Source organism: Pseudomonas sp. FP1762, assembly GCF_030687105.1.
Taxonomy (GTDB): domain Bacteria; phylum Pseudomonadota; class Gammaproteobacteria; order Pseudomonadales; family Pseudomonadaceae; genus Aquipseudomonas; species Aquipseudomonas siliginis.
Map to the genome: position 1 here is coordinate 4,002,567 of NZ_CP117458.1, position 17,937 is coordinate 4,020,503.

General features: G+C 60.8%; 14 protein-coding genes. 6 read left to right on the forward strand and 8 right to left on the reverse strand.

Annotated elements, in window-relative coordinates:
• Window positions 1-23 precede the first annotated feature (23 nt).
• Complete coding sequence (gene queF, locus PSH90_RS17760) at window positions 24-854, reverse strand: NADPH-dependent 7-cyano-7-deazaguanine reductase QueF (RefSeq protein WP_150741252.1); 831 nt, start codon at window positions 852-854, stop codon at window positions 24-26.
• Between the two features lie 61 nt (window positions 855-915).
• Window positions 916-1,449 carry a cupredoxin family protein gene (locus PSH90_RS17765; RefSeq protein WP_305381188.1) on the reverse strand — a complete coding sequence of 178 codons (534 nt, stop codon included), beginning with the start codon at window positions 1,447-1,449 and terminating at the stop codon, window positions 916-918.
• 166 nt (window positions 1,450-1,615) lie between these two features.
• On the opposite strand from PSH90_RS17765, the gene PSH90_RS17770 reads away from it, so the two are divergent.
• Together PSH90_RS17770 and PSH90_RS17775 are read left to right on the forward strand one after the other, a co-directional pair.
• A complete protein-coding gene (locus PSH90_RS17770) occupies window positions 1,616-2,296 on the forward strand; it encodes a heavy metal response regulator transcription factor (protein WP_130903103.1) in 681 nt (226 codons plus the stop codon).
• Complete coding sequence (locus tag PSH90_RS17775; protein ID WP_305381189.1) at window positions 2,296-3,642, forward strand: heavy metal sensor histidine kinase; 1,347 nt, start codon at window positions 2,296-2,298, stop codon at window positions 3,640-3,642. Before PSH90_RS17770 ends, PSH90_RS17775 begins: the two co-directional genes overlap by 1 nt.
• Window positions 3,643-3,761: 119 nt before the next feature.
• Here PSH90_RS17775 and PSH90_RS17780 read toward each other — a convergent pair whose 3' ends face one another.
• From PSH90_RS17780 to PSH90_RS17790, 3 genes are all read right to left on the reverse strand, one after another.
• Window positions 3,762-5,006, reverse strand: a complete 1,245-nt coding sequence (locus PSH90_RS17780; RefSeq protein ID WP_024013627.1) for a lipoprotein-releasing ABC transporter permease subunit — start codon at window positions 5,004-5,006, stop codon at window positions 3,762-3,764.
• A gap of 63 nt (window positions 5,007-5,069) precedes the next feature.
• Window positions 5,070-5,768, reverse strand: coding sequence for a lipoprotein-releasing ABC transporter ATP-binding protein LolD (lolD, locus tag PSH90_RS17785; protein ID WP_024013628.1), 699 nt, complete (start codon window positions 5,766-5,768; stop codon window positions 5,070-5,072).
• Window positions 5,761-7,011 carry a lipoprotein-releasing ABC transporter permease subunit gene (locus tag PSH90_RS17790; RefSeq protein ID WP_024013629.1) on the reverse strand — a complete coding sequence of 417 codons (1,251 nt, stop codon included), beginning with the start codon at window positions 7,009-7,011 and terminating at the stop codon, window positions 5,761-5,763. The genes lolD and PSH90_RS17790 overlap by 8 nt, the downstream gene beginning before the upstream one ends.
• Before the next feature lie 94 nt (window positions 7,012-7,105).
• Between PSH90_RS17790 and PSH90_RS17795 the strand changes: the two genes are divergently transcribed.
• Both PSH90_RS17795 and PSH90_RS17800 read left to right on the forward strand, forming a co-directional pair.
• A complete protein-coding gene (locus PSH90_RS17795; RefSeq protein WP_016775478.1) occupies window positions 7,106-7,687 on the forward strand; it encodes a PilZ domain-containing protein in 582 nt (193 codons plus the stop codon).
• Window positions 7,688-7,701: 14 nt separating this feature from the next.
• Complete coding sequence (locus PSH90_RS17800; RefSeq protein WP_041477331.1) at window positions 7,702-8,424, forward strand: glycerophosphodiester phosphodiesterase family protein; 723 nt, start codon at window positions 7,702-7,704, stop codon at window positions 8,422-8,424.
• Window positions 8,425-8,466: 42 nt separating this feature from the next.
• Here PSH90_RS17800 and sthA read toward each other — a convergent pair whose 3' ends face one another.
• Both sthA and PSH90_RS17810 read right to left on the reverse strand, forming a co-directional pair.
• Window positions 8,467-9,861, reverse strand: coding sequence for a Si-specific NAD(P)(+) transhydrogenase (gene sthA, locus PSH90_RS17805; protein ID WP_039760770.1), 1,395 nt, complete (start codon window positions 9,859-9,861; stop codon window positions 8,467-8,469).
• 201 nt (window positions 9,862-10,062) lie between these two features.
• Window positions 10,063-11,109: an FAD:protein FMN transferase gene (locus tag PSH90_RS17810; RefSeq protein ID WP_252884596.1), complete on the reverse strand. Its 1,047-nt coding sequence runs from the start codon at window positions 11,107-11,109 to the stop codon at window positions 10,063-10,065.
• A gap of 75 nt (window positions 11,110-11,184) precedes the next feature.
• Here PSH90_RS17810 and PSH90_RS17815 point away from each other — a divergent pair, with 75 nt between their 5' ends.
• A complete protein-coding gene (locus PSH90_RS17815) occupies window positions 11,185-12,486 on the forward strand; it encodes an MFS transporter (RefSeq protein ID WP_305381190.1) in 1,302 nt (433 codons plus the stop codon).
• Between the two features lie 181 nt (window positions 12,487-12,667).
• Here the strand turns inward: PSH90_RS17815 and PSH90_RS17820 are convergent, their stop codons facing one another.
• The gene (locus PSH90_RS17820; RefSeq protein WP_016775482.1) at window positions 12,668-14,131 is read right to left on the reverse strand and encodes a glyceraldehyde-3-phosphate dehydrogenase; all 1,464 of its coding nucleotides are present in this window, start codon (window positions 14,129-14,131) and stop codon (window positions 12,668-12,670) included.
• Between the two features lie 354 nt (window positions 14,132-14,485).
• Here PSH90_RS17820 and mfd point away from each other — a divergent pair, with 354 nt between their 5' ends.
• Window positions 14,486-17,935, forward strand: coding sequence for a transcription-repair coupling factor (gene mfd, locus PSH90_RS17825; protein ID WP_024013632.1), 3,450 nt, complete (start codon window positions 14,486-14,488; stop codon window positions 17,933-17,935).
• Window positions 17,936-17,937 lie beyond the last annotated feature (2 nt).

Consider the following 17,937-nt stretch of genomic DNA (forward strand, 5'->3'; position numbering starts at 1 on the left):
TGGATATCGCACATTCAGGATCTTTATTGACGTACGAGCCGATGATTTGGCAACTGCACCTCTTCAGTGCTGCGATACGGATTGATATCCAGCCCACCCCGGCGTACATAGCGCGCAAATACCGTCAGTTTCTCCGGCTTCAACAACCGCTGCAGATCGAGGAAAATCCGCTCAACGCATTGCTCATGGAAGTCCGAATGCTGGCGGAAGCTGACGATGTACTCCAGCAGGCTGGCGTGATCCAGCGCCGCGCCGCGATATTCCACTACCACGCTGCCCCAGTCCGGCTGACTGGTCACCGGGCAGTTGGATTTGAGCAGGTGGCTGTGCACGCTCTCTTCAACGATCCGCGAATCATCGCAACGCAGCAGCTCCGGACGCGGGTGTTCATAATTGCTCACGCTGATATCCAGATCGTCGATGCACACGCCCGGCAACGCCACCACGCCTTCGGCTTCGACGTCCTTCAGACTGCGAACCCGAACGCCCACAGGTTTACCGGCAGCGGCGGACAGATCCTTGACCAGCGTCGCTTGCAATATGGCAACGTCGGCGAACGGCGTCTGGTTCAGCGAGTTGAGGTAGAGCTTGAACGACTTCGATTCGATGATGTTCGGCGAGTCCGCCGGGATGCTGAATTCAGCGATCGCCACCACCGGTTTGCCCGAGGGCAGCAGCCACGACAGCTCGAAGCAGTTCCAGAAATCCACGCCTTTATACGGCAGGGTTTCGGCGGTCAGGCCCAGCTCGGCCCATTTCGCGGTGCGCGGAATCGGGAACAGCAGGGACGGCGTGTACGTGGCGATGTATTCGCTGGATTTGCCCAGCGGCGAATGTTCGGCTGCGGGATGCATGGCGGAAACCTGACTGAAGAATCAGCGGATTCTACCAGCCTTTGCCCGCGCCTTTGAGTGCTTACTGACTGACTGTCAGTTTGCCGACCATGCCCGCCTGATAATGCCCGGGGATATTGCAGGCAAACTCGAGCACCGTGGCCTTGCTGAAGGTCCAGGTCAACTCGGCGGTTTTACCGGGCTCGACCAGCACGCTGTTGGGGTCGTCATGCTGCATGCCGTGGCCCATCGCCGCGTGATTCATGCCCGCCATGTCGTGGGACATTTCTTTCATGCCTGTCGGCGTTAGCATGCCGCTTTGCTGCATCTGCAACATTTCCTGCTGGTGACTGGCATGCATCGCCGCATCACCGAGGTTGAATTCATGCAGCAACTGGCCTTTATTCACCAGTACAAAGCGAACCGTCTCACCGGCCTTGACCTGTATGGCTTTCGGGTCGAAGTTCATGTCGCCCATGACGATTTCGATACTGCGCGTGGCCTGGCTCGCCGCTGCCGGCTGGCCGAAGGCGAAGGTGTGCGCCGGTGTCGCCCAGGCTGGCGAACTCAATGCCAGCAGACAGGTGGCTATTTTCAGCGAGGTGCGCAAAAACATGGTCGTACTCCAACAAGAGAAGGTTCAGCCTGTGGGAAACTCTAACCACCCAGGGCTGGCATCGACCTGACAGGCAGATTACAACTTTGTCAGCTTGGCGCTTATCGCCGGATCTCACGGTATAACGCCCTCGCCCTTCCAAATACCAACCCCGCCCGAGTCGCCCATGAAACTGTTGATCGTCGAAGACCAAGCGAAAACCGGCCAATACCTGCGTCAGGGCCTGACCGAGGCCGGATTCAATACCGAGCTGGTGGCCGATGGCATCAGCGGCCAGCAATTGGCCTTGAGCGGCGACTACGCGCTGTTGATCCTCGATGTGATGCTGCCCGGGCGCAGTGGCTGGCAGATTCTGCAAGCGGTGCGCAGCGCTGGCCTCGAAACGCCGGTACTTTTTCTCACCGCCAAAGACGCCGTGGAGGACAGGGTTCACGGCCTCGAACTGGGCGCCGACGATTATCTGGTCAAGCCATTCGCCTTTTCCGAGCTGCTCGCGCGGGTGCGCAGCCTGTTGCGGCGCGGCAGCGCAATCGCCCAGGAAACCAGCCTGCAACTGGCCGATCTGCGCCTGGATCTGATCCGCCGCCGGGTCGAACGCAGCGGCCAGCGCATCGACCTGACCGCCAAGGAATTCGCCCTGCTGGAAATGCTCCTGCGCCGTCAGGGTGAAGTCCTGCCCAAATCGCTGATCGCCTCGCAGGTTTGGGACATGAATTTCGACAGCGACACCAACGTCATCGAAGTGGCGATCCGCCGCTTGCGCCTGAAGATCGACGATGACTTCCCCAACAAGTTGATCCATACCGTGCGCGGCATGGGTTATGTGCTCGAAGAGCGTTCGCTGTGATGCGTCGTTGGTCCTTGAGCACGCGCCTGGCACTGTTGTTTGCCGCCTGCACTGCGGTGGTCTCGCTGTTCGCCGGGGTGCTGTTCGACCGGGCCAGCGAGGCGCACTTCATCGAACTTGACCAGCAACAACTGGAGACGAAGCTGATCGGCCTGCGCCGCGCCTTGCAGGATCTGCAGCCTGCTCAACGCGAAGCGCGGCTGGCCGATGAACTCAGCCGTCAGGCGGATCTGTCGTTGCGCATCACCAGCGGCGATGGCCAGCACTGGTATGACAGCTCGGTGCAGATTCCGAAGAATCTGCCGCTGCAAACTGGCCTGTCGACCATCAGCCATGACGGCACCGATTACCGCGTGCTGCGCGCCCCGCTCTACCCGGACACAGCGGATTCGCCGCAACTGACGCTGCTGTTGGACATCACCCATCACCAGCATTTTCTTGAGCGCATGCAGCATCTGATCTGGCTGACCGTCGGCCTGTCGGCGCTGGCCACTGCCCTGCTCGGCGCCTGGGCCGCGCGCAGCGGTCTGCGCCCGTTGCGGCGGATGAGCGCGGTGGCCCGTGGGATTTCTGCGCAATCGCTGAATGCCCGACTGCCTGAAGAGAAGATGCCACCAGAGCTTGCAGAAATGGCCTACAGCTTCAACGCCATGCTCGCACGCCTCGACGACTCGTTTCAGCGCCTCTCGGCGTTCTCCGCCGACATTGCCCATGAGCTGCGCACACCGTTGTCGAATCTGCTGACCCACACCCAGGTCACCCTCACCCGCCCTCGGGCACTGGAGGATTACCGCGAAGCGCTGCACAGCAACCTCGAAGAACTGCAATGGATGGCGCAACTGGTCAACGACATGCTCTACCTGGCCAAGGCAGACCACGGCTTGCTGATGCCCAAGCGCGAACCACTGGAGCTGGCGGATGAGGCCGACATGCTGCTGGAGTTTTTTGCACCATTGGCGGAAGACGCCGGCGTGAGTTTGAGCCGTGAAGGTGAGGCGCAAATCGAAGGTGATCGCGGCATGTTGCGCCGGGCCTTGTCGAATCTGCTGGATAACGCGCTGCGGTTTACCTCGGCCGAGGGGTACGTTCGCTTGAGCATCGTCGACGAGGCGAAAGCTGTGCGCGTTTGCGTCGAGAATAGTGGCCAAGGGATTTCAGCGCACGCGCTGCCACGTTTGTTTGACCGGTTCTATCGGGCGGACCCTGCACGGCAGGAAGGCAGCAGTGAACATGCGGGGTTGGGCTTGGCAATTACCCAGTCGATCGTGCGTGCACATGGCGGGCAGATTCGTTGTGAATCTGAAGCGGGTTGGACGCGGTTTGTGATCGAGTTGCCTCGGACCTGATCGTTCCCACGCTCTGCGTGGGAATGCAGCCCGGGAAGCTTCGCGTCCTTTCAAGAGCCGAACGCAGAGCGTCCGTTGAGGCATTCCCACGCAGAGCGTGGGAACGAGCATGGAGTCGCTTACGAATATCTCAAGGCATGCGCCGGTTCGATCTTCGCCGCCCGCCACGCCGGATACACCGTTGCCAGGAAGCTCAGGATGAAACCCGCCGAGCAGATCAACAGCACATCTCCACCCTGCAGTTCCGAGGGCAGGTTGCTGACGAAATATACGTCCGAACTGAAGATATGCTGCCCGGTCACGCGCTCGACCCAGCCGACCAGCTCACTGACATTGAGCGCCGCAATCACGCCCAGCACGCCGCCAATGATGGTGCCGACAATACCGATCACCGTGCCCTGCACCATGAAGATCGCCATGATCTGCCGTGGTGTGGCGCCGATCGTGCGCAGGATCGCGATGTCCGCGCCCTTGTCGTTCACCACCATGATCAGCGTCGCAATGATGTTGAATGCCGCCACCGCGACGATCATCAGCAACAGCAGGCCGATCATGGTTTTTTCCATCTTCATCGCGCTGAACAGGCTGCCCTGGGTGTGAGTCCAGTCGTCAGCCTTGAAGTCGGCGCCGAGGCCACCGGCAATGTCCGCAGACACCTTCGGCGCGGCGTACAGATCCTTGACCGCCAGACGCACGCTCTGCACCTGATTCGGCTGCCAGTGCTGCATGGTCGCGGCGTCGGCGACGTGAATCAGGCCCATCGAGCCGTCCAGCTCGGCGCCGACCTTGAACACGCCAACCACATTCAGGCGCTGCATGCGCGGGGTGATACCGCCCGGCGCGGTGCTGACTTCCGGGACGATCAGAGTGATCTTGTCGCCGACATTGAGGCGGAAACGCCGCGCGGTGATTTCACCGATCACCACACCGAATTCGCCCGGCTTCAAGGCATCGAGGCGACCCTGGACGATGTGCTGGGCAACGATCGACACCTTGCCTTCCTGGGCCGGATCAACGCCGCTGATCTGAATCGGCTGCATCGAACCCTTGTAGGACAGCATGCCTTCCATCTCGGTGAACGGCACGGCGGCAGTCACTTCGGGATTTTTCATCGCAGCGGCAGCGACTGGCTGCCAGTCATCGATCGGCTTGACGCCAACGATGGTCGCATGGGGCACCATGCCAAGGATGCGCGAGCTCATTTCGCGCTGAAAGCCGTTCATCACCGACAGCACTACGATCATCGCCAGCACGCCGAGGGCGAGGCCGATCATCGAGGTCATCGAAATGAACGAAACAAAGCGATTGCGGCGCTTGGCGCGGGTATAGCGCGTGCCGATAAAGATCGATAACGGTCTGAACATTCGCTGGGGCACCGTATAGAAATAAAAGACCCGGCACCGTTACGGGCGCCGGGTTTCAGCCAGTCAGATGGGGGTCAGGCAACCTTCCTGCAACTGCAGGACGCGGTCCATCTGGCGAGCCAGGTTCATGTCGTGCGTCACCACCAGGAACGCTGTGCGCATCGAAGTGCTCAGCTCCAGCATCAGATCCTGAATGCCTTCGGCGGTATGCAGGTCAAGGTTGCCGGTTGGCTCATCGAGCATCACCAGCCCCGGGTTGTTCACCAGTGCACGGGCAATGGCCACGCGCTGACGTTCGCCGCCGGAGAGTTCCGCCGGTTTGTGTTCCAGACGATGGCCGAGACCGACGCGCTCCAGCAATGCCGTGGCACGCTGACGCGCCTCCGGGATGGCGGTCTTGCCGATCAACAGCGGCATGCAGACGTTTTCCAGCGCGGTGAATTCCGGCAGCAAATGGTGAAACTGATAAACGAAACCAAGCGCGCGATTGCGCAGCAGGCCACGCTTTTTCTCGCTCAACGCCGACAGTTCTTCACCGTCGAGCCAGACGCTGCCCTTGCTTGGCGTATCGAGGCCGCCGAGCAGGTTGAGCAAGGTACTTTTGCCGGAACCGGATTTACCCACGATCGCCACACGCTCGCCCGGGTGCAACTCCAGTTGCAGGCCGGCCAGCACTTGTACCGACTCAGGCCCCTCCTCGTAGGACTTGCCCAGGTTACGGCAGCTCAGAATTGCTTGTTCACTCATGCCCGACTCACTCATAACGTAACGCCTCCGCCGGCTGGGTGCGCGCGGCACGCCAGGCGGGATACAGGGTGGCGAGGAAACTCAGGACCAACGCAGCGGCGCAGACCATGACGACGTCCTGGCTCTGTACCTGCGAAGGAAGATAATCAATGAAATACACGTCAGCATTAAGGAACTTGTGGCCGATCAGCCCTTCAAGCGCCGAAATGGCCGCACTGACATTCAGCGCCGCGAGGATCCCGACCACCGCGCCGATCGCCGTGCCGACCACGCCGATTACCGTGCCCTGAACCATGAACGTGCGCATGATCGTGCCCGGTGTCGCGCCGAGGGTACGCAGAATGGCGATGTCGCCCTTCTTGTCGTTCACCACCATCACCAGCGTGGAAATGATGTTGAACGCGGCGACGGCGACGATCAGCAGCAACAGCAGCCCGATCATGGCTTTTTCCATGCGGATCGCCTGATACAGGTTGCCGTGGGTGCGGGTCCAGTCGCGGGCGTAGTAACGATCTTCGCCGAGCTGCTGGGCGATGTTCCACGCCTCACGCGGTGCCTGGAACAGGTCGTCGAACTTCAGCCGCAGGCCCTGCACCTGATCGGCTTTCCAGCGGTGCATTTTCGCCAGATCCTGCAGATTGGTCACGCCGAGGTAGCCGTCGAGCTCACCGGCGCCGACATGGAAAATCCCGACCACGGTGAAGCGCTTCATGCGCGGGAACATCCCGGCCGGGGTCACGCTGACCTCAGGTGCAACGAAAGTGACCTTGTCGCCGATGCCAACGCCAAGCTTGGTCGCGGCCTTGTCGCCGATGACGATGCCGAAGCTGCCCGGTGTCAGGTCGTCGAGTTTGCCCTGCTTCATGAAGTTGTCGATGATCGACACATTGCGCTCGAGCGCAGGATCAATGGCATTGAGCAACACTTTGGAAACCTGACCGTTATTGGTCAGCAGGCCCTGCATCTGGGTGAACGGCGCCACCGCCGTCACCTGCCGGTTCTGCTTGACCTTGTCGGCCAGGCTCTGCCAGTCATTGATCGGCTCGCCGGTCTCGAGAGTGGCGTGGGGCACCATGCCCAGCACGCGGGTGCGCATCTCATGGTCGAAGCCGTTCATCACCGACAGCACGACGATCATCACGACCACGCCAAGGGCGAGCCCGATCATCGAAGTCAGGGAAATGAATGACACAAAATGATTGCGACGCTTTGCACGGGTATAACGCGTGCCGATAAATACGAAGAGAGGTCTGAACATGTCGGGGCTTGTTCGGAGGGAAAAGGAACGTCCTTGTGGCGGGGGTCGAAAACCAGCTTTACACTCAGACCACCGCCGCTACCATGGGTTCGCCATGTCGACATTAGATGAAGAAGATCGCCGCGAATACTACCGTATCGAGGACACGATCGCACTGGAAATTCGGCCCCTGTCCGCTCCCGAAGCCGCAGGCCAGGAAGTGTTGCAGGATGCTTCCCCACTGTTCAACCTGCTCAGCGAACTGCACCTGAGCGAATTCGAGTCGCAGCACCTGTTGCGACAGATCAGCGAGCGCGACCGCGCCATCGCGGCGTTCCTCAAATCGCAGAACAAACGCATCGACCTGCTCAGCCAGGTAATCGCCCTGACGGTGCTCGGACACATCGGCGAGCCGCAGCCGGTGATCATCTCCGAGGGCGGGATCGACTTTCAGTACCCGACCCCGATTGCCACCGGCGCGCACCTGTCGGTGAAACTGGTGCTGATGCCGCAGGCGCTTGGCCTGCTGCTGCGCGCCCGCGTCACCCATTGCGATCCCAAGGGCGATGGCTATGACGTCGGCACCGAGTTCGAGCGCCCGACCGATGCCCAGCGCCAGTTGCTCGCTCGCTACATTTTGCAGAAGCAGGCTCAGGAACGCCGTCTGGCCCGCGAACAGAACGAATCTGGCATTTAACTTAAGGAAGCACCGTGACCCTCATCTACGGCCACCGCGGCGCCAAGGGCGAAGCACCGGAAAACACCCTGAGCAGCTTTCAGGAATGCCTCAAGCACGGCGTGCGCCGCTGCGAACTGGATCTGCACCTGTCCAAGGACGGCGAGCTGATGGTCATCCATGACCCGACGCTCAAGCGCACCACCGACCGTCGCGGCAAAGTCGTCGAGCACACCGCCGCCGAACTGGTGACCTACGACGCGCGCAAGGGTGGCCCGGGCTGGATCCAGCCGTGCCCGATTCCGACGCTGGAAGAGTTGTTCGAGAAATGTGATTTCGAGCACTGGCAGCTGGAAGTCAAAAGCGCTTCACGCACCCGCGCGGCGACTACCGTGCTGGCGATTCGGGAAATGGCTCAACGGCATGGCCTGCTCGACAAGGTGACGATCACCTCGAGTTCACGGGAAGTCTTGAAGGCAGCGCTGGACCTGGTACCGGACGTATCCCGTGGCCTGGTGGCCGAATACGCCTGGCTCGATCCGTTGAAGGTGGCGGCCAGCTACGGTTGCGAAATTCTCGCGTTGAACTGGACGCTGTGTACGCCGGAACGCCTGCAAAAGGCGCAGCGTCAGGGCCTGCATGTGTCGGTGTGGACCGTCAACGAGCCTGCACTGATGCGCAGACTCGCCGACTTCGGCGTTGACAGCCTGATTACAGACTTTCCCGGTTTGGCCACTGCCACCCTTGAGAATTGCTGAAATCGGTCTCCCCGGCCGGCTCAGGCCACCGGCCGGAGCCCGTCAAAAAAGCCGGTTGAGGCCGTCGTACGCCGCTACCCGATAGGCTTCGGCCATGGTCGGGTAATTGAACGTGGTGTTGACGAAATACTTCAGGGTGTTCAGCTCGCCCGGCTGGTTCATGATCGCCTGACCGATGTGAACGATCTCCGACGCCTGATAACCGAAGCAATGCACGCCGAGCACTTCCAGCGTTTCGCGGTGGAAAAGGATCTTCAGCATGCCCTGCGGCTCACCGGCAATCTGCGCCCGCGCCATGCTCTTGAAGAAGGCCTTGCCGACTTCGTACGGCACTTTGGCCTGGGTCAGCTCCTGCTCGTTCTTGCCGATCGAGCTGATCTCCGGAATGGTGTAGATGCCGGTCGGCACGTCATTGACGAAGCGCCAGCTGCCATTGTCGACGATGCTGCCGGCGGCCGAACGACCCTGGTCGTGGGCGGCACTGGCCAGGCTTGGCCAGCCGATCACGTCACCGGCGCCGTAGATGTTCTCTATGCAGGTGCGGTAGTTCTGGTCGACTTCGATCTGGCCACGGCTGTTGACCTTGACGCCGATGTTTTCCAGACCCAGCGTGTCGGTGTTGCCGGTACGGCCATTGCACCAGAGCAAGGCGTCGGCCTTGATCTTCTTGCCGGATTTCAGGTGCAGGATCACGCCGTTGTCCACGCCTTCGACGCGGTCGTACTCTTCGTTGTGACGCACGGTGATGTTGTTGTTGCTGAAGTGGTAGCTGAGCGCCTGGGAAATTTCCGAGTCAAGGAAGCTCAGCAACTGGCCACGGTTGTCGACCAGTTCGACCAGCACACCCAGACCACTGAAGATCGATGCGTATTCGCAACCGATCACACCAGCGCCGTAAACGATCAGTTTGCGCGGGGTGTGACCGAGGCTGAGGATGGTGTCGCTATCGTAGATGCGCGGGTGGTGGAAATCGATGTCCGCCGGGCGATACGGGCGCGAACCGGTGGCGATGATGATGTGCTTGGCCACCAGCTTCTCGACCACGCCGTTGCCGCAGACCACTTCGATGGTTTGCTCGTCGGCGAAGCTGCCGGTACCGAAGAACACGTCGACGCGGTTACGGGCGTAGTAGCCGGTGCGCGATGCGACTTGTTTGGAAATGACTTTTTCGGCGCTTTTCAACACGTCCGGGAAGGAAAACCAGCGTGGCTCGCCGATCGCGCGGAACATCGGGTTGGTGTTGAACTGCATGATCTGCCGCACCGAGTGACGCAGTGCCTTGGACGGGATGGTGCCGAGGTGGGTGCAGTTGCCGCCGACCTGACGACGGCTGTCGACCATCGCGACCTTGCGCCCCGCTTTGGCGGCGTTCATTGCCGCGCCTTCTCCCGCCGGGCCGGAACCCAGTACCACCACGTCGTAGTTGTAGACAGCCATGCGTACTCCTCAGAACAGGCCGCGGTGCCAGCAGCACCGGCGGCTAAATCACGCCGAACGGCGGCGCGAAGGAACAATTGGGGGCCAGTAGAGAACCCGGACACAGTCTATAGAAGCGTCAACGCCGCGCACATTAACCCTTGGTCGCGTCGTAGGCTACTTTTGCCTGCACTACAACGCCAGCTTTCGTCTTGTCTTCAGTCAGTTTTTTTCACCGACAAGCTGCGCAAATGCCTGACTGCTGCGGGTGACGAAACCTGTATCGGCACGCAAGACAAAGAATGCAGCAATGTCATGTTTTTGGGCATAGTCCCGCGCCCTTTCCGGCCCGAGAATCAGCAACAGCGTCGATAGTCCATCGGCCATCAACGCTGAAGGATGAATAACCGTGACTGACGCCAGATCATGTAGGACCGGCCTTCCGCTGCGCGCATCGAAGGTGTGGGAATAACGCCGACCGTCCTGCAGAAAATAATGGCGGTAGTCACCGGAGGTGGACACGCCGTAGCCATCGACATCGATAATCCGCTCGGCCACTTGCTGGTCATCGCGAGGCTCTTCGAGAGCGATGCGCCACGCTGAACCATCCGGCTTCTTGCCCCGGGCCTTGAGTTCGCCCGTGGCTTCGACCAGGTAATTGTCGATGCCCATGCCCTGCAATCTGGCGGCGATGGTATCCACGGCGTAACCGGCGGCAATGCTGTTGAAGTCGACTTCGACGGCGGTGTCCTTGCACAACCGCTCGCCGTCGATGCGCAGATGCTGATGGCCGACCCGCTGCATGACCTCGGCCAGCGCGGCCGCATCAGGGATCTTTTCTTCGCGTCCTTGCGGGCCGAATCCCCAGAGGTCCAGCAGCGGTTCCACGGTCAGGTCGTAGGAGCCTTCGCTTTGCATTGAAAGCTGTTCGCCGATGCGGACCAATTCGAGCACCGCTGTCGGCATGCCTTGGCAGCTATCGGCGGGCAAGGCGTTGAAACGCTCGATGACGGAGTCACTGCGGTAAGTCGACAGCTGTTGATCGACTTCACCGAGGATGGCCTGCACTTTGCTGCGCACCTGCGCAGGATCGGCGACCCCGGGGTGGCGCACGTACTTGACCGACCAGGTGCTGCCCATGGTCGAGCCACCGACCTGTTCCAGGGAATCGCCGTTGCCGCAGCCGCCGATTGCCACCGCCAACACCACAAGCCCCAACCAGCGTCCAGTTAACAATTCTTCATCTCCCCGCAAAACCACGGCGGCCATTATGAACTACAAGCGCCCGCTCGCTTCCCCATGGCTGCAACGCCTTTATACAAAATTGAACAGTGAGTACCTCCCATGTCCTCCACCACGGGCAAAGGCAAAGCGATCTTTCGCGTTGTCAGCGGCAACTTCCTCGAAATGTTCGACTTCATGGTCTACGGCTTCTATGCAACGGCCATCGCCAAAACCTTCTTCCCCACCGACAGCGCCTTCGCTTCGCTGATGCTGTCGCTGGCGACCTTCGGCGCCGGCTTCCTGATGCGCCCGCTGGGGGCGATTTTCCTCGGTGCCTATATCGACCGTCACGGACGGCGCAAAGGGCTGATCATCACTTTGGCGATGATGGCCGCCGGTACAGTGCTGATTGCCTGCGTACCCGGCTACGCGACGCTCGGTGTCGCCGCGCCGCTGCTGGTGTTGTTCGGCCGTTTGCTGCAAGGCTTCTCGGCGGGCGTGGAACTGGGCGGCGTGTCGGTGTATCTGGCGGAAATTTCGACGCCGGCGCGTAAAGGCTTTTTCGTCAGTTGGCAGTCCGCCAGCCAACAGGCAGCCGTGGTGTTCGCCGGCTTGCTCGGCGTTGCTCTGAATCACTGGCTGAGTCCGGAGCAAATGGGCGAATGGGGCTGGCGCGTACCGTTTCTGATTGGCTGCATGATCGTGCCGGTGATTTTTTTCATCCGTCGCTCGCTGGAAGAAACTCCGGAATTCCAGGCGCGCACCCACCGCCCTACCCTCGGCGAGATCGTCCGTTCGATCGGGCAGAACTTCGGCATCGTCATTGCCGGCATGGCGCTGGTGGTAATGACCACGGTGTCGTTCTACCTGATCACCGCTTACACCCCGACGTTCGGCAAGGCCGAACTGCACCTGTCTGATCTCGATGCGCTGTTGGTGACGGTGTGCATCGGCTTGTCGAACTTCTTCTGGCTACCGGTGATGGGCGCGGTATCCGACAAGATCGGCCGAAAACCCTTACTGCTGGCGGCGACGATTCTGGCGATCCTCACGGCGTACCCGGCACTGTCGTGGCTGGTGGCGAATCCGAGCTTCAGCCATTTGCTGATTGTCGAATTGTGGCTGTCGTTCCTGTACGGCTCGTACAACGGCGCGATGGTGGTGGCGCTGACCGAGATCATGCCGGTGGAAGTGCGCACGACCGGGTTTTCCCTGGCCTACAGTTTGGCAACGGCGACGTTCGGCGGATTTACTCCGGCAGCGTGCACCTATCTGATTCATGTGCTGGACAACAAGGCAGCACCGGGCATCTGGCTAAGTGGCGCGGCGGTGTTGGGCTTGATTGCGACACTGGTGCTATTCCGTGGCAACCGGCATGAGTTGCGCACCGCGCAAGCTGCTGTGGTTGGCGGCGCCAGTTAGATCGCACCCGCCAGCGCGATCGTTCCCACGCGCAGCAAAGGAATGCTTCAAGGGACGCTCCGCGTTCCAATGGGACGCAGAGCGGCCCGGGCTGCATTCCCACGCAGAGCGTGGGAACGATCACTTCACAAACAAAAACGCCCCGACAAAATGCCGGGGCGTTTTCATTCAAGCCTGAGGCTTAGCGCGGGAACGCTGGCGGATTCACATCAGCCATGTCTTCCATCACGCGAACCACCTGGCAGCTGTAGCCGAACTCGTTGTCGTACCAGACGTACAGAACGACACGGTTGTCCTGCACGATGGTCGCTTCAGCGTCGACTACACCAGCGTGACGCGAGCCAACGAAGTCAGTCGACACCACTTCCTGCGAATTGACGAAGTCGATCTGCTTGTGCAGCTCGGAGTGCAGAGCCATGTAGCGCAGGTACTCGTTCATCTCTTCGCGGGTGGCGGCTTTCTCAAGGTTGAGGTTGAGAATGGCCATCGACACGTTTGGCGTCGGAACGCGGATCGCGTTACCGGTCAGCTTGCCGGCCAGCTCAGGCAGAGCCTTGGCAGCAGCGGTAGCGGCGCCGGTCTCGGTGATCACCATGTTCAGCGCGGCGCTGCGGCCACGGCGATCGCCCTTGTGGAAGTTGTCGATCAGGTTCTGGTCGTTGGTGTACGAGTGAACGGTTTCGACGTGACCGTTGATGATGCCGAACTTGTCGTTGACCGCTTTGAGCACCGGCACGATAGCGTTGGTGGTGCAGGAAGCAGCCGAGACAATCTTGTCGTCAGCGGTGATTTCACCATGGTTGATGCCGTGAACGATGTTCTTCAGCTTGCCCTTGCCAGGCGCGGTCAGAACAACGCGATCGATACCCGGGCAGGCCAGGTGCTGACCCAGGCCATCGGCGTCACGCCATACACCGGTGTTGTCCACCAGCAGCGCGTCTTTGATGCCGTACTGGGTGTAATCCACCTCGGTCGGGTTCTTCGCGTAGATCACCTGGATCAGGTTACCGTTGGCGGTGATGGTGTTGTTTTCTTCGTCGATGGTAATGGTGCCGTTGAACGAACCGTGTACCGAATCGCGACGCAGCAGGCTGGCGCGTTTGGTCAGGTCGTTCTCGGCGCCTTTGCGCACGACGATGGCGCGCAGACGCAGGCCGTCGCCGCCACCGGTTTTCTCGATCAGGATGCGCGCCAGCAGACGGCCGATACGACCGAAGCCGTAAAGAACAACGTCGGTGCCTTTGCGGGCCGAGGCGTTCTGCTGGCCAACCACGTCAGCCATCTCTTCACGCACGAACTGCTCGGCGCTGCGGCCGTTGCCTTCATTGCGGAATTTGAACGCCAGCTTGCCCAGATCCACCGACGCCGCGCCGAGCTTGAGCTCGCTCATGGCCTTGAGCAGTGGGAATGTTTCGTGGACGGAGAGTTCGCTGTCGTCGGAAGAACGGTGGCGAGCAAAGCGGTGAGCTTTGAGAATCGCGATGACAGACTGGTTGATCAGGCTGCGGCCATAGATCGAGCTAACCACGTTGTTATTGCGGTAGAGCTGACCGATAAGCGGAATCATCGCTTCTGCGAGTGCTTCACGGTCGATCCATTCACCAAGACACTGGTCGGGCTTCTGAGTCACGGTAACCTTCCACATGTAGGGGCAGAAAAAAGGGGCTACATTATGCCGCCGACAAGCCCTTTCAGCAATGCGCGCTTGTCGCGCAATCGGTAACAAAATCCCGTTCAAAAAATTTACGCCTTTCTCCAGCCCAGTAAAACCGGGGCTTTCAGCGCAGTCAATTTTTCGACGACTGTTAGACGATGTCTGTAACCCTCCGTAACACCACCCGGTTTCGGCACTACATAACCATGAAAAAAGTGCTCGTTTTTATGGTTACCACTACATTTCGTCCAAACCGTGAAGATAGACGCAGTCTGCAACTGACAGGCGGCACCGGAGGCCGCTACAATTACCGACTTTGTCGCAACGCCTGGAGCTCAACCTTCCGTGCCTGTTCTGCGTCTACCGTTACTCCCTGCCGAAGCAGGTAAACAGCACTGGGGCAATCTGCCCGGTGCCGCCCTCAGCCTGGCGATTGCCGAGGCTGCCAGCGCTGCCAAGCGCTTTACCCTGCTGCTGACCGCCGACAGCCAAAGCGCCGAACGGCTGGAACAGGAGCTGAGTTTCTTCGCCCCGGATTTGCCCGTACTGCATTTCCCCGACTGGGAAACCCTGCCCTACGACCTGTTCTCGCCGCACCAGGACATCATCTCCCAGCGCATCGCCAGCCTGTATCGCCTGCCGGAACTGGCCCACGGCGTGCTGGTGGTTCCGATCACCACCGCTTTGCATCGCTTGGCGCCGACCAAATTCCTCCTCGGCAGCAGCCTGGTGCTCGATATCGGCCAGAAGCTCGACGTCGAACAGATGCGCGCGCGGCTCGAAGCCAGCGGCTATCGCTATGTCGACACGGTGTACGAGCACGGCGAGTTCACCGTACGCGGCGCGCTGATCGACCTGTTCCCGATGGGCAGCAAACTGCCGTATCGCATCGACCTGTTCGACGACGAAATCGAAACCCTGCGCACCTTCGATCCGGAAACCCAGCGTTCAATCGACAAGGTCGAGTCGGTCAAGCTGCTGCCGGCCCGCGAATTCCCGTTGCAGAAAGACGCAGTCACCCGCTTCAAGGCGCGCTTTCGCGAGCGCTTCGACGTCGACTTCCGCCGCTGCCCGATCTTTCAGGACCTGAGCAGCGGTATCACCCCGGCCGGTATCGAGTACTACCTGCCGCTGTTCTTCGACGAAACTTCGACGCTGTTCGATTACTTACCTCAGGACACACAAGTGTTCTCGCTGCCGGGCATCGAGCAGGCGGCGGAAAACTTCTGGAACGACGTGCGCAATCGTTACGAAGAACGCCGCGTCGATCCATCGCGTCCTTTATTGCCACCGGCCGAATTGTTCCTGCCGGTGGAAGACTGCTTCGCGCGCCTGAAGAACTGGCCACGCGTCGTTGCCAGTCAACAGGACGTTGAAAGCGGCGTCGGCCGTGAGCGCTTCCCGGCACATGCGCTGCCCGATCTGGCCATCGAAGCCAAGGCCACGCAACCGCTGGCGGCGCTGGCCGGTTTCCTCGAAGAATTCCCTGGGCGTGTGCTGTTCACCGCCGAATCGGCGGGTCGTCGCGAAGTCCTGCTGGAACTGTTGGAACGCCTGAAGCTGCGGCCGAAAACCGTCGACAGCTGGCCGGACTTCGTCGCCAGCAAGGATCGTCTGGCGATCACCATCGCCCCGCTCGACGAAGGTCTGCTGCTCGACGACCCGGCGCTGGCGCTGGTGGCGGAAAGTCCGCTGTTCGGCCAACGGGTCATGCAACGTCGTCGCCGCGAGAAGCGCAGCGACGTCAGCAACGATGCGGTGATCAAGAACCTCACCGAACTGCGTGAAGGCGCGCCGGTGGTGCATATCGACCACGGCGTCGGGCGCTACCTGGGCCTGACGATTCTGGAAATCGACAATCAGGCCGCCGAGTTCCTCACCCTCGAATACGCCGAGAACGCCAAGCTCTACGTGCCAGTGGCCAACCTGCACCTGATCGCGCGCTACACCGGCAGCGACGATTCGCTCGCGCCGCTACACCGCCTCGGCTCGGAAACCTGGCAGAAAGCCAAGCGCAAGGCCGCCGAGCAGGTGCGTGACGTCGCCGCCGAATTGCTCGACATTTACGCCCGTCGCGCCGCCCGTGAAGGTTACGCCTTCGCCGACCCGAAGGCCGACTACGCCACCTTCAGCGCCGGTTTCCCGTTCGAGGAAACACCCGATCAGCAAGCCACCATCGAGGCCGTGCGCGAAGACATGCTCGCGCCGAAACCGATGGATCGCCTCGTCTGCGGCGACGTTGGCTTCGGCAAGACCGAAGTGGCCATGCGCGCCGCGTTCATCGCCGTGCACGGCGGGCGTCAGGTGGCGATTCTGGTACCGACCACCCTGCTCGCCCAGCAGCACTACAACAGTTTCCGCGACCGCTTCGCCGACTGGCCGGTGACCGTGGAAGTGATGAGTCGCTTCAAATCGGCCAAGGAAGTCAACGCGGCGATCGCCGATCTGGCGGAAGGCAAGATCGACATCGTCATCGGCACGCACAAACTGCTGTCCGATGATGTGAAGATCAAAAACCTCGGGCTGGTGATCATCGACGAAGAGCACCGCTTTGGCGTGCGCCAGAAAGAACAGCTCAAGGCCCTGCGCAGCGAAGTCGACATCCTTACCCTGACCGCGACGCCGATTCCGCGCACGCTGAACATGGCGGTGTCGGGCATGCGCGATCTGTCGATCATCGCCACGCCGCCAGCGCGGCGCCTGTCGGTGCGCACCTTTGTCATGGAGCAGAACAAGAGCACGGTCAAAGAGGCCCTGCTGCGTGAACTGCTGCGTGGCGGTCAGGTTTACTACCTGCACAACGATGTGAAGACCATCGAGAAGTGCGCCGCCGACCTCGCCGAACTGGTGCCGGAAGCGCGCATCGGTATCGGCCACGGGCAGATGCGCGAACGTGAACTCGAACAGGTGATGAGCGACTTCTACCACAAGCGCTTCAACGTGCTGATCGCCTCGACCATCATCGAGACCGGCATCGACGTGCCGAGCGCCAACACCATCATCATCGAGCGCGCCGACAAGTTCGGTCTGGCCCAGCTGCACCAGTTGCGTGGTCGTGTCGGTCGCAGTCACCACCAGGCTTACGCCTACCTGCTGACACCGCCACGCCAGCAAATCACTTCGGACGCGGAAAAACGTCTGGAAGCGATCGCCAATACCCAGGACCTCGGCGCCGGTTTCGTGCTGGCCACCAACGATCTGGAAATCCGTGGCGCAGGCGAACTGCTCGGCGACGGTCAGAGCGGGCAGATTCAGGCCGTCGGTTTCACCCTGTACATGGAAATGCTCGAGCGCGCGGTGAAGTCGATCCGCAAGGGCGAGCAGCCGAACCTCGATCAACCGCTTGGCGGCGGTCCGGAAGTCAATCTGCGGGTGCCGGCGCTGATTCCGGAAGATTATCTGCCGGATGTGCATGCGCGGCTGATTCTGTATAAACGCATCGCCTCGGCCACCGATGAGGAAGGCCTCAAGGACCTGCAGGTGGAGATGATCGACCGCTTCGGCCTGTTGCCGGAGCCGACCAAGAACCTGGTGCGGATCACCGCGTTGAAATTGCAGGCGGAAAAGCTCGGCATCAAGAAAGTCGACGGCGGGCCGCAAGGCGGGCGCATCGAGTTCGAAGCGCAGACGCCGGTTGACCCGATGACCCTGATCAAGCTGATCCAGACGCAGCCCAAGCGCTACAAGTTCGAAGGCGCGACGATGTTTAAATTCCAGGTGCCGATGGAGCGCCCGGAAGAACGTTTCAATACTGTCGAGGCGCTGTTTGAGCGTCTCATCCCGAAATCCGCTTGAAG

Bases quoted from the DNA above. Each gene is read 5' to 3' on its own strand.
- queF (WP_150741252.1), bottom strand. From the start codon at position 854: ATGCATCCCGCAGCCGAACATTCGCCGCTGGGCAAATCCAGCGAATAC.
- PSH90_RS17765 (WP_305381188.1), bottom strand. From the start codon at position 1,449: ATGTTTTTGCGCACCTCGCTGAAAATAGCCACCTGTCTGCTGGCATTG.
- PSH90_RS17770 (WP_130903103.1), top strand. From the start codon at position 1,616: ATGAAACTGTTGATCGTCGAAGACCAAGCGAAAACCGGCCAATACCTG.
- PSH90_RS17775 (WP_305381189.1), top strand. From the start codon at position 2,296: ATGCGTCGTTGGTCCTTGAGCACGCGCCTGGCACTGTTGTTTGCCGCC.
- PSH90_RS17780 (WP_024013627.1), bottom strand. From the start codon at position 5,006: ATGTTCAGACCGTTATCGATCTTTATCGGCACGCGCTATACCCGCGCC.
- lolD (WP_024013628.1), bottom strand. From the start codon at position 5,768: ATGAGTGAGTCGGGCATGAGTGAACAAGCAATTCTGAGCTGCCGTAAC.
- PSH90_RS17790 (WP_024013629.1), bottom strand. From the start codon at position 7,011: ATGTTCAGACCTCTCTTCGTATTTATCGGCACGCGTTATACCCGTGCA.
- PSH90_RS17795 (WP_016775478.1), top strand. From the start codon at position 7,106: ATGTCGACATTAGATGAAGAAGATCGCCGCGAATACTACCGTATCGAG.
- sthA (WP_039760770.1), bottom strand. From the start codon at position 9,861: ATGGCTGTCTACAACTACGACGTGGTGGTACTGGGTTCCGGCCCGGCG.
- PSH90_RS17810 (WP_252884596.1), bottom strand. From the start codon at position 11,109: ATGGCCGCCGTGGTTTTGCGGGGAGATGAAGAATTGTTAACTGGACGC.
- PSH90_RS17815 (WP_305381190.1), top strand. From the start codon at position 11,185: ATGTCCTCCACCACGGGCAAAGGCAAAGCGATCTTTCGCGTTGTCAGC.
- PSH90_RS17820 (WP_016775482.1), bottom strand. From the start codon at position 14,131: ATGTGGAAGGTTACCGTGACTCAGAAGCCCGACCAGTGTCTTGGTGAA.